The organism is Methylocaldum sp. (genome assembly GCF_035627495.1).
Lineage (GTDB): Bacteria > Pseudomonadota > Gammaproteobacteria > Methylococcales > Methylococcaceae > Methylocaldum.
Window position 1 is genome coordinate 1 of the sequence record NZ_DASPLO010000126.1, and the last position, 13,972, is coordinate 13,972.

Annotated in this window: 18 protein-coding genes and 1 pseudogene; 8 read left to right on the forward strand and 11 right to left on the reverse strand. The window is 57.4% G+C overall.

Annotated features, from left to right (window positions below):
* The coding region (locus tag VEB01_RS09835; protein WP_324874985.1) for a hypothetical protein at positions 1 to 185 on the forward strand (185 nt) is incomplete at its 5' end.
* 15 nt (positions 186 to 200) lie between these two features.
* Here the strand turns inward: VEB01_RS09835 and VEB01_RS09840 are convergent.
* From VEB01_RS09840 to VEB01_RS09860, 5 genes are all read right to left on the reverse strand, one after another.
* Entirely contained in the window at positions 201 to 368 is a 168-nt protein-coding gene (locus tag VEB01_RS09840) for a TfoX/Sxy family DNA transformation protein (RefSeq protein WP_324874987.1), read from the reverse strand.
* Positions 365 to 838 (reverse strand): nuclear transport factor 2 family protein, encoded by a 474-nt coding sequence (locus VEB01_RS09845; RefSeq protein WP_324874988.1) that lies wholly within the window; start codon positions 836 to 838, stop codon positions 365 to 367. The genes VEB01_RS09840 and VEB01_RS09845 overlap by 4 nt, the downstream gene beginning before the upstream one ends.
* Positions 839 to 869: 31 nt before the next feature.
* The gene (locus VEB01_RS09850; protein ID WP_324874990.1) at positions 870 to 1,478 is read right to left on the reverse strand and encodes a glutathione S-transferase family protein; all 609 of its coding nucleotides are present in this window, start codon (positions 1,476 to 1,478) and stop codon (positions 870 to 872) included.
* 10 nt (positions 1,479 to 1,488) lie between these two features.
* On the reverse strand, positions 1,489 to 2,772 hold the full coding sequence (locus VEB01_RS09855) for a pyridoxamine 5'-phosphate oxidase family protein (protein ID WP_324874992.1): 1,284 nt from the start codon (positions 2,770 to 2,772) through the stop codon (positions 1,489 to 1,491).
* 148 nt (positions 2,773 to 2,920) lie between these two features.
* Positions 2,921 to 3,466 carry a carboxymuconolactone decarboxylase family protein gene (locus VEB01_RS09860; RefSeq protein WP_324874994.1) on the reverse strand — a complete coding sequence of 182 codons (546 nt, stop codon included), beginning with the start codon at positions 3,464 to 3,466 and terminating at the stop codon, positions 2,921 to 2,923.
* A gap of 136 nt (positions 3,467 to 3,602) precedes the next feature.
* On the opposite strand from VEB01_RS09860, the gene VEB01_RS09865 reads away from it, so the two are divergent.
* Positions 3,603 to 4,502: a LysR family transcriptional regulator gene (locus VEB01_RS09865; RefSeq protein WP_324874996.1), complete on the forward strand. Its 900-nt coding sequence runs from the start codon at positions 3,603 to 3,605 to the stop codon at positions 4,500 to 4,502.
* Positions 4,503 to 5,251: 749 nt separating this feature from the next.
* On the opposite strand, the gene VEB01_RS23085 is transcribed toward VEB01_RS09865, so the two are convergent.
* From VEB01_RS23085 to VEB01_RS09885, 5 genes are all read right to left on the reverse strand, one after another.
* Positions 5,252 to 5,389, reverse strand: coding sequence for a type I restriction enzyme subunit R domain-containing protein (locus tag VEB01_RS23085; protein WP_414675453.1), 138 nt, complete (start codon positions 5,387 to 5,389; stop codon positions 5,252 to 5,254).
* A gap of 12 nt (positions 5,390 to 5,401) precedes the next feature.
* Positions 5,402 to 5,716, reverse strand: a complete 315-nt coding sequence (locus VEB01_RS09870) for a hypothetical protein (protein ID WP_324874997.1) — start codon at positions 5,714 to 5,716, stop codon at positions 5,402 to 5,404.
* Complete coding sequence (locus VEB01_RS09875) at positions 5,674 to 7,002, reverse strand: type I restriction endonuclease (RefSeq protein WP_324874999.1); 1,329 nt, start codon at positions 7,000 to 7,002, stop codon at positions 5,674 to 5,676. The genes VEB01_RS09870 and VEB01_RS09875 overlap by 43 nt, the downstream gene beginning before the upstream one ends.
* A gap of 165 nt (positions 7,003 to 7,167) precedes the next feature.
* Positions 7,168 to 7,575 carry a type II toxin-antitoxin system VapC family toxin gene (locus VEB01_RS09880; protein WP_324875002.1) on the reverse strand — a complete coding sequence of 136 codons (408 nt, stop codon included), beginning with the start codon at positions 7,573 to 7,575 and terminating at the stop codon, positions 7,168 to 7,170.
* On the reverse strand, positions 7,572 to 7,844 hold the full coding sequence (locus VEB01_RS09885; protein WP_324875004.1) for an antitoxin: 273 nt from the start codon (positions 7,842 to 7,844) through the stop codon (positions 7,572 to 7,574). Before VEB01_RS09885 ends, VEB01_RS09880 begins: the two co-directional genes overlap by 4 nt.
* Positions 7,845 to 8,179: 335 nt before the next feature.
* Between VEB01_RS09885 and VEB01_RS09890 the strand changes: the two genes are divergently transcribed.
* From VEB01_RS09890 to VEB01_RS09915, 6 genes and pseudogenes are all read left to right on the forward strand, one after another.
* Positions 8,180 to 8,404, forward strand: coding sequence for an alpha-isopropylmalate synthase regulatory domain-containing protein (locus VEB01_RS09890; protein WP_324875006.1), 225 nt, complete (start codon positions 8,180 to 8,182; stop codon positions 8,402 to 8,404).
* A gap of 242 nt (positions 8,405 to 8,646) precedes the next feature.
* Positions 8,647 to 8,976 (forward strand): annotated as a pseudogene (locus VEB01_RS23090) (DsbA family protein); the annotation flags it as partial.
* A gap of 148 nt (positions 8,977 to 9,124) precedes the next feature.
* Positions 9,125 to 9,355, forward strand: a complete 231-nt coding sequence (locus tag VEB01_RS09900) for a hypothetical protein (protein ID WP_324875011.1) — start codon at positions 9,125 to 9,127, stop codon at positions 9,353 to 9,355.
* 147 nt (positions 9,356 to 9,502) lie between these two features.
* Positions 9,503 to 9,775: a hypothetical protein gene (locus VEB01_RS09905; protein ID WP_324875013.1), complete on the forward strand. Its 273-nt coding sequence runs from the start codon at positions 9,503 to 9,505 to the stop codon at positions 9,773 to 9,775.
* Between the two features lie 34 nt (positions 9,776 to 9,809).
* Positions 9,810 to 10,661, forward strand: a complete 852-nt coding sequence (murI, locus tag VEB01_RS09910; protein WP_324875014.1) for a glutamate racemase — start codon at positions 9,810 to 9,812, stop codon at positions 10,659 to 10,661.
* 183 nt (positions 10,662 to 10,844) lie between these two features.
* Positions 10,845 to 11,741, forward strand: a complete 897-nt coding sequence (locus VEB01_RS09915) for a DUF72 domain-containing protein (protein ID WP_324875016.1) — start codon at positions 10,845 to 10,847, stop codon at positions 11,739 to 11,741.
* Positions 11,742 to 11,788: 47 nt separating this feature from the next.
* Here the strand turns inward: VEB01_RS09915 and VEB01_RS09920 are convergent, their stop codons facing one another.
* The gene (locus tag VEB01_RS09920; protein ID WP_324875018.1) at positions 11,789 to 13,954 is read right to left on the reverse strand and encodes an amylo-alpha-1,6-glucosidase; all 2,166 of its coding nucleotides are present in this window, start codon (positions 13,952 to 13,954) and stop codon (positions 11,789 to 11,791) included.
* Positions 13,955 to 13,972 lie beyond the last annotated feature (18 nt).

Genomic DNA, 13,972 nt, shown 5'->3' on the forward strand with positions numbered 1-13,972 from the left:
ATGACTCGACGCCCGGTCGCGATGCCTTGTGGGTCGCCTACGACCGCCGCTCTCGCGGCGACCTCCGGCCACCCACCCGGCGCTCGGGCTTCCGGGGACTACTCGACTCGCTCGCTCACTCGCTCCATGTCTCGCAGCGAAAGACGGTCATCGTTTGCCACTTGCCGCCAGTCGCGGTCGGTTAATGCGCCTTCCAGCGCTCAAAGCAAGTTGAGACTTGGCTTTAAGCCCATGCGCTTAATCGCCACAAACGCCGCAGCCGCTCCCATGGCCTTTTGCTCGACCTCGGATGCAATCCCCGCCGCGGCCAGCATCGCCAAAGACCCCTTGCCGAGACTTCGCAAACGCACCGCCAAGCTGCTATTCATAACCCCAAATCGCTCAAACCGGCGTGATCGTCGGGGCGGCGGCCCAGTGGCCAGTGGAACAGGCGTTGTTCTTGCTTGATCGGCAGATCGTTGATGCTGGCAAAGCGCCGTTGCATGAAGCCTTGTCGGTTAAATTCCCAATTTTCGTTGCCGTAACTGCGGAACCATTGACCGGAATCGTCATGCCACTCGTAAGCAAAGCGCACGGCGATGCGGTTGTCGGTAAACGCCCATAATTCCTTGATTAAGCGATAGTCCAGTTCCTTGGCCCATTTGCGTTGCAAAAATTGCCGCACTTGCTCGCGGCCGCGCGGAAATTCGACGCGGTTGCGCCAGAGTGTGTCTTCGGTATAGACCAGCGCGACGCGGTCCGGATCGCGCGAGTTCCAAGCATCTTCGGCCATGCGAACTTTCTGCGCCGCGGTTTCAACGGTAAATGGCGGAACGGGCGGTTTGATTTCTTTGGTCATGATTTTTCTCCGTTATTGAATGGTGAGTGAGTTAAGCCTGCCACATTCCCGGCATCGGAACATAACCGGGCAAGGCGCGGATGCGCTGAAACCAGGCGACGATATTCGGGTAAGCGCCGATGTCGATGTTGCCTTCCGACGCCAGCGCCAAGTAGGGATAGGCGGCAACGTCGGCGATGGATACCGTGTCGCTGGCTAGCCAATCGCGGCTTTCCAGGTGGCGGTCGATAATGCCCAGTACTTTTTCGGCGGTTTGCTGGGCTTTTGCCGTATCGATGGCGCGGCCGAATTTGTGGTGTACGCGCAGCATGGCCGGCCCGTGGAAGATTTCATTGGCGGCGGTCGATAGCCAAGCGGCGATTTGCGCCAAGCGGAAGGCATCGTCCGGCCACCATTGTTCGCCGCCGTAGCGTTTGGCCAGACAGACCAAAATGGCTTGGCTGTCGCGGATGGTCAAGCCGTCGTCATCCAGCACCGGCACTTGGCCGAACGGGTTGAGTTGCAAATAGTCCGGGCTGCGTTGTTCGCCGCCGAGCAAATCCACCGAGCGAGTTTGGTAGGGCAACGCCAGCAAACTTAACAATAATCGGACTTTGTGGCAGTTGCCGGATAGCGTCATGTCGCAGAGCGTTATCATCATGTTCTCCTCGTTAAACAAAACTCTCGAATTGCACCCGCTGCTCGGCGATGCCGAGCTGGCGGGCGGTTTGGCGTACGGTGTCGATCAGGCGGGTCGGACCGCAGACGTAAATGACGGCATCGGCGGATGCGTTACCGAGCAGCGCCGATACGTCCAGTCGGGTTGGGTTTTGCGTCTGGCTGAAATAAAACCGGCATCGATTGGGAAAATGTCGCCGCAAGTCTTTGACAAAGGCCATTTCTTGCGGCGCACGGCCGGTGTAATGCAGTTGAAAATCCGCACCTCGTGCGGCCAATGCTTCGGCCATTGCTTTTAACGGGGTGATGCCGATGCCGCCGGCGATCAACAATGCCGGGCGGTCGTCGTCGTGCAGCGGGAAATAGTTGTCCGGCGCATCGACGTTGAGGCGGGTTCCCAGTTGCCAGCCGGCGTGCAATGCCGACGAGCCGCCTTCGCCTGCGTCCACTCTTAGCACTGCAATGCGATAGCGATCCGGATCGTCACGCGCGTCGGTCAGCGAATAGGCGCGAGAGGTAACGCTACCGTCGGACAGCGCGATCGGCACGCGGAGATGCGCGCCGGCCCGATAAGCCGGCAGCGGCTCGCCATCGGCATGGCGCAATTCATAGGCGCGAATACGCGGCGTCAACTGGCGAATCCCGGTAATGGTCAACGGCAACGCGCCAGTGCCCGCTGCGCGAGGGGTTGGTTTATCGTTCGCTACGGGTTGGCGGCGGGCTTGTTCGATCAGCGCTTCGACTTCGCGTTGGCTGTAGCGTGGCGTGATGTACTTGGGGCAATTCCAGTCGAAGGCTTCGACTCGGATAACGATGCCGCGCTCGACCGGGGCGCGAAAGTCGGGCAATTCCAGTTTCCTTAGCAATGCCGGCTCGGTGCGTTCGTCCACCGCTCGCGCCCGACCCCAGATTTTCAAGCGCCGCCGCTGCGGATAGTCCATCAGCAGCAAACTAACCCGGTCGTCGCCGCGTAAATTGCCTACCGAAATGTATTGGCGGTTGCCGCTGAAATCGGCGTAACCAACAGTACGGTCATCCAACACTTTCAAGAATCCCACCGGCCCGCCGCGATGCTGCACATAGGGCCAGCCGGTTTGACTCACCGTGGCTTGATAAAAGCTGTCGCGCTCGGCAATAAAAGTTTGCTCGGCGTCGCCCAGTACAACCTCTTCGGCCTCGCCGAGCTCGGCCGCCCGATATGCCGTGCGGCTGCCCATTTCGGTTTGTACCGCTTGCACATCGGGTGTGAAACTGATTTTGGCAAAAGCGCGGGCCATGACCTTGCTCCTGATTGGGATTGAAACATTGGCGTTTACGGTTACACAGCCGTCTGCTGCATTGAATAACCATAATTTGCGAAACCTTATTCCATTCAGCGGAAGAATCCGGGCGCAAGTCCGTCCTTGTACTTGGCCCGGTTCAATATTAGGCCGCCTGTTTTAGCGCCACTTTCGGGAAGTCGATGCTGACCCGGCTGGCTTTACCCAAGATATTGGTCAGCACGTTCATGCCAACGTGGGTGATCACCTCGACGATGTCGGCCTCGCTAAAACCGGCGTCGCGCATGGCCTGCAATTCTGCATTGGTGACCGCGCCCTTGTGCTCGACCAGGGCGCGGGCGAATCTAACCGCCACCGCCGCCTTGGCGTCCTGGCTGGAGCCGGCCCGGTTGGCTTCGATTTCCGCCCCGTTCAAACCGGCTTTGCGGCCGATGGCGGTGTGCGCGGACAGGCAGTATTCGCATTCGTTCTGCTGCGCCAGCGCCAGCGCGATGCGCTCGCGTGTGGCGGCGTCCAGTGAACCGTGGTTGGCGATGTGATGCAAGCCGAGGAAGGCTTTCAAGGCGTCCGGCGAGTGGGCGAACACCCGCAAGAAATTAGGCACCATGCCCAACTGGCTTTGGATCGCATCCAACAGGTTGCGTTGTTCGGTGTTGGCGCTTTGGTCGCTAACGGTGGTAATACGGCTCATGGTCGTTCTCCAAATAATGAAAGGGTTTGTAGTACGCCTGTGTGAAATTCAACAGGCGGGTATAGTGTGTCTTGTTGTCAAAAAATAAAGAATCGTCAAAAATATCAATTTAATATTCCGTTAACTGGAATTATTAATGGATCGTCTCCATTTAATGACCGTGTATGTCGCGGTGGTCGATGCAGAAGGCTTTGCCGGCGGCGCTCGCAAGCTACACATGTCGCCACCGGCCGTGACGCGTGCGGTGGCGGCATTGGAAGAGCGATTGGGCGTTAAATTGCTGAACCGCACCACCCGCTACGTGCGGATGACCGAGGCCGGGCAGAAATACTACGAGGACGCCAAACGCATCATCGCCTTGGCCGATGAAGCCGACGACGCGGCGCTGGGCATCAACGCCGAACCGCGCGGCCAACTCACCGTCACCGCTTCGGTTTTGTTCGGCCGGTTGTATGTGATGCCGGGCATCATCGAGTATTTGCGTCGCTATCCGGCGGTGGAAGTCAATGCACTGTTCGTCGACCGGGTTGTCAACATGCTGGAGGAAGGCGTGGACGTGGCGATCCGCATTGCCGAATTGCCCGATTCGTCGTACCGGGCGCTGCGAGTCGGCTCGGTAAGACGGGTACTGTGCGCATCGCCGGATTATTTGGTAACGCACGGCATTCCGCAAACGCCGGACGATTTGCTCAAGCATCAAATCATCCTGGCGCGCGGCTTAAATCCGAATAATGAAATGCGCTTTTTGCGCGACGGCCTGCCGCAGACGGTCAAGTTACAACCGATATTGAGCGTCAGCGACAACGACTCGGCGGCCAGCGCGGCCATGGCCGGCCTGGGCATTACCCGCTTGCTGTCCTACCAAATTGCCGAGCCGCTACAGACTGGCAAACTGAAAATCGTTCTCAGCGAATTCGAGATTCCGCCGATTCCAATCCATATCATGCACCGCGAAGGTCGCCATTCGTCGGCGAAAGTCCGTTCGTTCGTCGATTTAATGGCGGAGCGTTTGCGGACGGAGTTGTCACTGAATTGATCGATTTGCGTCTGCCGGATGCTTCCGCCGAGGTGTCGAGCGCTGGCGCAGTCGATCGGTTATGTTCCATCCATTTCTTCGCTACCACTTTTATTCGCCTCCACCTCCAGCAACACCATCGCCACATGGGCCTTGCCGTCGGCATCCAGTGGTACTTGTTTACCTCCTGCTTTGTTGCAAAATAGTCGCGAACAAAGAAGATGGCAGAAACAATCCCTGCGATAAACAGGATTAGCTCCTTGTACTTATTTGCCTGTTCGAGAAATTCTTTCATGATTCAGACGGCTAACGACTGGATTCAGAGGCGGAGCGAAGCGAAGTCCCCTGGAACGATTTGTGTACGCCCGACAGGGGCATGAACTGATGGGGTGAAAGTCCCCTGTGGGAGTACCTGAAATGCCCTTCCTTTGGGCCAATGTAACCACTAGCCGACGGCAAGGGCAATTCCGCGCGGGATTGTCTGAAGGAAGCCTGAGCGCAAAGGCGCGAGCCGACGAACAGAAATCGCATAGAAGGCTCAGTCTCCGGGTGAGTCAGCACAAGGTGATGAAACCCACCGGGTACGCCCGAGTTCGACATATTTTTGGTTAAGCGATTGTTTTCCCGTATTTCAGGGGTCGATTTTTGTCCCTACACGTTGGACTGGACGGCGTTATGGGTTGGTGTCGGTAGGTCGAGGTCGGCGAACAGTTCCAGTTGTTCGGGGGTTAAGGTGGTCAGACCGGACGCCGTTTGGCGTTGGTGCAGGGTTACTTGATGCAGTTGAACACGCCTGAAAGTTTCTTATCGACATACATGGTGTGCAGCAAGGGCTGATCGAATCCGGTCTGAAATTTGTTCGCCACCAGCAATATGCGGTATTCGTCAGTAGCGAAATCTTCCTTGATGCGGTCGTCTTTCTAGCTCTTATCGTTCAGGTCTCCCTCGCAGACCTTGTCGGTCCCCGTTTCCTTATCCGTAATCACCCCCGAATAGGCAGCCAGCGCCTTGCAATCGGCATAGCCATTTTTCTTGAGGTAATCGTCTAGCGCTTTCTTGTATCGCACCGCCGCGAGGCGGGAATCCGTGACCACCATGGCCTTGGCCCGACCGCCAATCTTGGCCATGACCTTTTCCCGAAAATGCTCCACGATAATTGAGACCTTCTGGGCGATATTGGTCGGATGCAGCTTCACGTAGCGGGCAATCTGCTTCCGGGCCTTGCCAGATTCCACGAGCTTGTCGTCACCGACCTGGGAAAGCTTCCAGAACACATCGTAGGTGGTGTAGTGCTTGAGCACGTCGAGGATGAAACCTTCCTCAATGGCCTGGCGCATGGAGTAGACATGGAACGGGGCCGGCTTGCCATCCGGCTCCGGTTGACCAAATAGCTCGATAGTCTTGGCCTTCGGTGTCGCGGTGAAGGCGTAATAGGTGACATTGGGCGGGCGTTTGCGCGAGGCGACCACCTGGTTGAGGATGTCCTCGGTGCCGAGATCCTCTTCCTGGTCCGTGCCTTCCTCTTTCTATTGTCGTCGATCTTCTGAACGACGCCATGCTGATGCTCGAACTGGTAAATGGTGTCCTGCAACTGTGAGTCCAGTACCTTGCGATCGGTGATGACGATGACCGACCCGAAAATCTTGCGGTCCTCGGCATCGTGCAGGCTGGCGAGCTGGTGCGAAGTCCAGGCGATGGTGTTGGACTTGCCCGACCCGGCCGAGTGCTGGATCAGAAAGGTTCCGCCCACGCCCTCCGCTTTGGTTTGGGCCAGCAAGGCACGAACGGCATCGAGCTGGTGGAAGCGCGGAAAGATGAGTGTTTCCTTGATCGATTTTTTGCCGGTGATGGAATCAACGGTTTCCTTTCGCTCCAGATGCAGATAACGCCCCAGGATCAGCATCCAGACATCCTTGCGGAAGATCTCCTCCCATAAGTAGCTGGTGGCGTAGCGGTTCGGGTTGGCCGGGTTTCCGGCACTGCCGTCGCGGCCCTGGTTGAACGGCAGGAAAAAGGTCTTCTTCCCTTCGAGCCGGGTCGCCATGTAAACCTCGTCGCACGAGGTCGCGAAATGCACGAGTGCCCGGCGGCCGAACTGGAGCAACGGCTCCTTCTCCCGACTCTTAGGATCAACCGGTAGACGGTCGTATTTGTACTGGCGGATGGCGTTCCAAACCGGCTGGGTGGTATCGGTCTTCAGCTCCAGGGTTGCGACAGGGATACCGTTGAGGAACAACACCAGGTCGATACAATTCTCGTTGTGCTCCGAATAATGCAGCTGGCGCACCACGCGTAGCCGGTTCTTCCGGTAGTCCTCGGAGGTTTTCGGATTGAGGGCATGCGCCAGGGCGAACTGCGCCATCTTGAACGTGGCGTTGATGTCCTTGAATCCCTTGCGCAAGACATCCAGCGCACCGACGCGGTCCAGTTCCTCGGCCAGGCGTTTCAGAAAAACGGCGTCCGGATTGGACTTGTGGTTGGCCTCGAACTTGGCCCAGGACTCCGGCTGGGTTTCCTTCACCCAGACAAGCGCGTCCTCCGGGAACAGCGCAAGGCGCCTATCCTATCCTAGGTCGAAGGGCTTTTCGTTCCGGTGAAGCCAGCCGTTCTCGGCCAGGTGAGAGCAGATTTCGTCTTCGAAGATGCTTTCGGTGTGTATGTCCGCCACGATCCTTGTCTTCCGTTGCTAAGCCCAATTCACCAACGATAAGGGCGCCTCGATCCGACCGTAATGGCGGACGTTGTTGGTCACCAGCACGGCGCCGGCGGACAGCGAATGGGCGGCGATCATCATGTCCATTTCACCGATAGGCTGGCCGGTGGAAACCAGTTGATGGCGGATGTTCGCGTAATAATCCGCGGCTTCGGCGTCCCAGGACAAAACCCGCACGATCTTAAGAAACTGGCGCACGGCGAGCTGGAGACGATGGCCGGCGGGCAGACGTTTCAGCCCATACATGAGTTCGGCGCGGGTCACCGCCGAAATGCAGACCATGGAGGGCACGATGGCCATCAGTTTTGCTTCGACGTCGGGAGAGCGGCCTTTGATGACATAGCTCGCGATGTCCGTATCCAGCATGTGCAGCACGCTCACGGATCATCATCCCCGAATACGTCGCGCTCGACCGGTACAGAGTTCATGGGGCGTTCCTCCATGAAATCTTCGGGAACATCGATGGAATGCAGCATCTCGAAAAAATCGCCCCAGGTCTTTGCACCGGGACGGGAAGACAAGACCACGTCGCCGGTTGCCTCATCCCGCGTCGCGTAAACCTCATCCCCCTCGAAGCGGAATTCGGCGGGCAATCGAACCGCCTGGCTGGCGCCGTTTTTGAACAACTTGGCAATACGCGTTTCGGGCATGGTCGCTCTCCCATCTCACAAATATAGACAGCAGTATATACGCCCTGGCGCCTTTCGGTAATCCCTGATTGCCCTCGCTTGGCTCAGGCTGCCTGCTCCGCAACGGAAGCGTCCGAACGTGCTTCGGCATAACCGCGAACGTCGATCTGGCCGGTAACAGCTTCGGAAATCAGCGCCGATTTGTATTCGCGAAGAAGTTTGATGTGCTCAGCTACATGCTCTGATTCGGCCCGAGGGATCTGTCTGACGGTGGCGGATGATCGGCCAACGGGTCACGCTGATACCGGCGAAGGCAATGGTCCAATCGATGCCTTAGCCCAGGCCTTGGAGGGCTCGTGTGGGTGCAGTCCTATGAAGAGCGTTCCACGGGACAAGGCGCCGCCGCCTTCGTCGAAGTCGCGACCGACGGTATGGCCGGAACGAGCTACAGCGTCGGCATCGACGCTAGCATTGTCACGGCGTCCGTATTGGCGATAATCGGCGCTGTAAACCGCAGCCTAAACGGCATCGAACTCGAGGCGCGGCAAAGACTCATCGCCGTCCTGCAAAAGACCGTGTAGCGGTTGGCCTGATTGACATAGGTCTTGGAAGCCCTGATCGTAACGTCGAGGCTTCTGACTCCAATTCCGAACATGAACAATTTGGCCTTCTATTTCAGTTTTCGCAGCCCGCATGCCTGGCTAGCCTTCTACCGCTTGAGCAAGATCGCGGATCGGCTATCGACTTCCATCGAATATACCCCTCTGTTTCTGCCGAAGCTGTTTCCCAGCGATCCCGTCGCCGATACGAAAAAACGGCCTATGTGGCCGAGGATATTGGACGATTCGCCAAGGCTTACGGGCTTCCGCTGCAATGGCCGAAGCCGTTCGACAGGATTGGAAACGGCTCACGTCAGCTTTTATATACCCTCGATCAGGGCCGGGCAACGGAGTTCGGGCTGGCCGCGTTTGCCGCACAGTTTTCATGGGGAGAGGATCTCGTCGAAAGTGCAACGCTGGCTGCAATAGCGGAGCAATGCGGACTGGAGCCGGATTCCGTCATCCGAAGCGCCGACGATAGCTCTTTACAACGACGGGGGGCTGAAAGACGTCATCCAGGGACAACGGGAAGGGCGTTCCGCGTGCCTTTCTTCGTTTACCGGGGACACCACTATTGGGGCAACGACCGTCTCGAACGGCTGTTGCGGGATATCGCCACCGCCACGGGACTCGGCACTCCCGATCTGGCCGATGATGTTTCTGCCTGCCCCAGTATAATTACGTCCGACAGAGAGGACCAAGATGGCGTTTCACCTCGATCAAGTCGTACCCTGGGGACGCTCGTTCGACGAGTATGTCGCCATGTTTGCCCTGGAACCACGGGATTTCGGAAGGACAATCCTCGGCTGCGGAGACGGCCTCGCCAGTTTCAATGCGGAGTTGTCAGCCCTCCGCGGTTCGGTGGTCTCGGTCGACCCTATTTACTGGCTCACGGCGGCAGAGATTGCCTCCCACATCGATCAGACTATGTAGTCATGCTGGAGGAAACCCGGCGATACGTGGACGAGTTCGTCTGGTCGCATATCCGCTCCGTCGAAGAACTCGGTCAGGTCCGCATGAGCGCGATGCGTAAGTTCCTGGCAGATTTCCCGCAGGGAAAACGGGAGGGACGGTATATCGATGCCGAGCTTCCGCGTGTGCCATTTCCTGGTTCTCTACAGTGCGCATTTCAGCCTGGATTTTCACCTACAATCCCTGCGCGAACTGTGCCGCGTGGCGAATGAAGTCCGGATCGTTCCGTTGCTGGAATTCGGAGCCGTCAGATCCCGCCACCTCGACGGCACGCTGACGCAGCTGGCGTTGACAGGATATCGGGCGCAAGTCGCGGAGGTGCCCTATGAGTTTCAGAAAGGCGGCAATGAAATGCTGATCGTGCGGTTCGGAGATATATGAAAGGAACGAAGCGGAAATCGTCGGATTTTAGAATATGAATGCCGTAAATCCCGTGGGTGTTTTCGATTCCGGCGTGGGTGGCTTGTCGGTTCTGCGTGAGATTCGTAGGGAGCTGCCGAAGGAAGACTTGCTTTATGTGGCCGATTCGGGCTACGCGCCGTATGGCGATCGGACCGAGCAGTTCATCGAGGCCAGGTCGGTCGCCATCATCGAGTTCCTGGTAAGCCAAGGGGCCAAGGCGATTGTCGTGGCATGCAATACGGCCACGGGTGCGGCGATCGCGACGCTGCGTTCGAGATTTCAGGTACCCATCGTGGCCATGGAACCCGCGGTTAAACCGGCGGCGGAGCAAACCCAATCCGGTGTGGTCGGGGTGCTGGCCACCCGCCGCACGCTTTTGAGCGGCAATTTCGCTAAATTAGTGGCGAGGTTCGGCGCCGACGTCAATATCCTGGCTCAGCCCTGCCCGGGACTCGTTGAACAGGTGGAGACAGGGGATTTATTCGGTGACGCCACGCGGTCATTGGTCGAACAATACGTCGTCCCATTGTTGGAACAGGGTGCGGATACCCTGGTGTTGGGCTGCACGCACTATCCTTTCCTGGCACCGCTCATTCAAACCGTCGCCGGCCCGAGCGTTGCCATCATCGACCCGGCGGTAGCGGTCGCGCGGCAACTCCGGCGCCGGCTGGAAAGCCGCGATCTCTTATCGCCTGGCGCTCACCCAGGTACGGAACGGTTTTGGATGAGTGGCCTCCCGAATAGAATGAAACCGGTCATCTCTCAACTGTGGATGGCGGACGTCGAGGTGCAGAGTTTCCCGGACGCCGTTCTCCTCGACGGGGCATACGGGAACGCCGGTCATACGCTCCGCGCGGTCACCTAGAAACGCAAACCAACTCCAGGCTTCAGCCTCATCGGAACCGCCTCGGCTTCCGGAGACGACTTTCAGCCGAAATACTTGTCGAAGTATCGAAACCAAGGAGCAATCCAGCCGACTGCAGGCAAAACCGAGGTTTGACGTTGCATTCCGCGATGACCGCATATCGCGTCTTTGGAATCGAGGGAGATGATGATTCTGGTGGGTACCGCCTCTTGGGCAGATAAAAACCTAATTGATTCCGGTCTGTTTTATCCGGCCCATGTCAAGACGCCTTCGGATCGACTGGGTTTCTATGCCGGCCAATTCCCGTTGGTCGAAGTCGACAGCAGCTATTATGCCCTGCTATCGGAGCGGAATGCGGCCCTTTGGGTCGAACGGACGCCGCCGGGTTTTCTATTCGACGTCAAAAGCTTTCGGCTGTTCACGCAGCATCAAACGCCGCCAAACGTACTTCCGGCGGACATCCGCGCGGCCTTGGGACCGGTCGGGAAAAAGAACGTTTATTACCGCGACCTGCCGGAGGAACTTCGAGGCGAACTCTGGCTGCGTTTTCGCTCGGCCCTTAAACCCTTGAAAGAGGCGAGCAAGCTTGGCGTCGTCCTGTTTCAGTTTCCGCCGTGGTTCGTCTACCGGCGAAGCAATTTCGAGCATATCGCTGTTTGCGCCCAGTTGATGGAAGGATTTCGCATCGCCGTGGAATTCCGCCATCGATCCTGGTTCGAGGATAAGCATTGCGAAGAGACGCTCGAATTCGAACGGAGCCGCGGATTGACGCATGTCGTGGTGGACGAACCGCAGGGATTTGCCAACAGCATTCCGTCGATTTGGGAAATCACCTCCTCCGAAATAGCGGTGGTCCGTCTCCACGGCCGGAACCGCGAGGCCTGGAACCAAAAAGGCTTCGAATCCTCCACCGATCGTTTCAACTATCTCTATTCGGCCGACGAATTGCGCGATTTAGCCGATTCGATTCAAAAGCTCGGCGCAAGAACGCGAGAGACGCACGTGCTGTTCAACAATAATTTCGGCAATTTCGCGCAACGTAACGCCGCCGACTTGCAGCACCTTCTGGTTAAACATTAACCCCCCCGTCGCCACTCCCGGGCTCTTCGAGATGTGAAGAATACGCATCAGACCACGACCGCCACTTCGATATCGCCTTCCTTACGCTCTACATTGATACCCACGTCATTGGCATGGCGCGTCAGGGCCAAATCGATCACCCCGTCATCAAAACGTAAGTTACTGATTCGCAGCCAATTGAGATAATTCGGAAGTCGCGGATGATAAAACCGGAGTTGGGGTTTTTCGGGCGAAAAGCTTAATCCGAGGCAGCCCTGCAAGAGTTGAAATACCGCTCCGCTGGCCCAGGCCTGAGGAGAACAGGCTACCGGATAAAGCGTAGGGCCCTGCCCGGGAAGCCTGGAGAAGCCGCAGAAAAGTTCGGGCAGCCGATGCAAGTCGAGAAACACGGCAGCCTCGAACAGCCCAGTCAGCAGCTTTAACGCCTTATCTTTAAAACCGTAACGAGCCAGACCCATTGCCGCTATGGCGGTATCGTGGGGCCAGACCGAACCGTTGTGATACGCCATCGGATTGTAGCGGCACTGCCCCTCCGCGACTGTGCGGATTCCCCAGCCGTTGAAGGATTCCGCCGCCAGCAGCGTGTCGGCGGCGCGACGAGCAAAGCCGGGATCTGCGATTCCAGTGAATAAAGCATGCCCCGGATTAGAGGTACGTACTGCACAGCGGCGTTTGTCGCCATCCAGCGCGAGCGCAAATGTGTCCAGTTCGTCGAGCCAAAACGCATCGTTAAAGCGATGCTTCAGTGCCGCCGCCTCCTGCCGCAACCGCAGCGCCCATTCTTCGTGGCCAAGCAATTCGGCCAATTCGGCCGCCAACTGCTTGGCTTCGTAGACATAGCCTTGCACCTCGCACAGCGCAATCGGTGCCGAGGCAAGCGCCCCATCGGCGTGAAATACCGAGTCATTGGAATCCTTCCAGCCCTGTTGCACCAACCCGTTGACGCTATGCCGTGCATATTCGACAAACCCGTCGCCGTCACAATCGCCATAGCGATCGATCCAAGTTAAAGCCCGTTCAATATGCGGCCAAATCGATTCAATGAGGGCTCGGTCTCCGGTGCGTTCATAATAGTGACTCGCGAGAATGATAAAGAGCGGCGTGGCATCCACCGTACCGTAGTAACGTTGAAAGGGAATTTCCCCTAGAGCCGCCATTTCCCCGGATCTTGCTTCATGAAGAATCTTGCCGGGTTCGGCATCGCGCTTAGGTTCCGGCGATTGAGCTTGGGTCGCGGCAAGATAGGCGATTACGCCCTTTGCCAATTGCGGCCGGACCCAAAGCGTTTGCAGCGCGGTAATGATGCCGTCACGCCCGAAAGGCGTGCTGAACCACGGAACGCCGGCATAGGGATAAGGGCCGTAAGAAGTTTCAGTGACCAGCATATCGAGATCCGCAGCAGAGCGGCTGAGCCAGTCGTTGAATTGCTCATTCGAAGTCACGATATGGGCAATGCTCGACCGGGAAGCGGCGATGCTTGCCCCGATCCGATCGATGGTTTGGTAATAATCGCCCGGCAACAAGCAAGCACTGTCACATGAGCAGCTTACCGAAACGTGCAGATGACACTCATCGCGGATTCCCAAGTGAAGCACCGTGCTACAACAAGCCGCATTGAGCTGATTGGGTTGCCAATCGAATTGGATATGCGTTCGGCGGACTTCGCCGTCCAACCCTCTATAACCCAATACCACGCCATCTTCTTTTATGTCCGAGGCTAGCAATGTTCCCCGAGCCTCTCTGTGGACGCCGCGCACTTCGAAGATATCGCGATAGTCGGCAGCGAACCAAAACTCGACATTCAAATCTACAGTTCGATCACCGTAGTTGACCAAACGTAGATGTTCATGCCGAGCTTGGCTCGCTAAAACCACTGATCGGAACACATGCACGCTGCCTTTCGGGATTATCAGAACCTCGCCTTCGTAGAGATCGGGCATGGTCATGTCGACAGCCAGCAAGCTGTTGTCTTTCTTGATGGTGGAATTGAGCAGCAGGGGTCGGTGTCCATTGATTCTCAGATCCAAGAGCGAAAGATAGCGTGTCCCGCCGTGGTAAAGTCCCTGTTCGCTTGAACTCTCTTGATGAATATCGCCGTGGCGGTCAAAGATACCGAATGTATCCTCAGCCTTTAACACCCGCGCGGGTTCATCGACCCGCGGCGCAGTGGCGGCGACGTACCACTGGTTTTCGGTGGAAGCCGTCTCTTCCATGGATTATCCCTTTGCCGA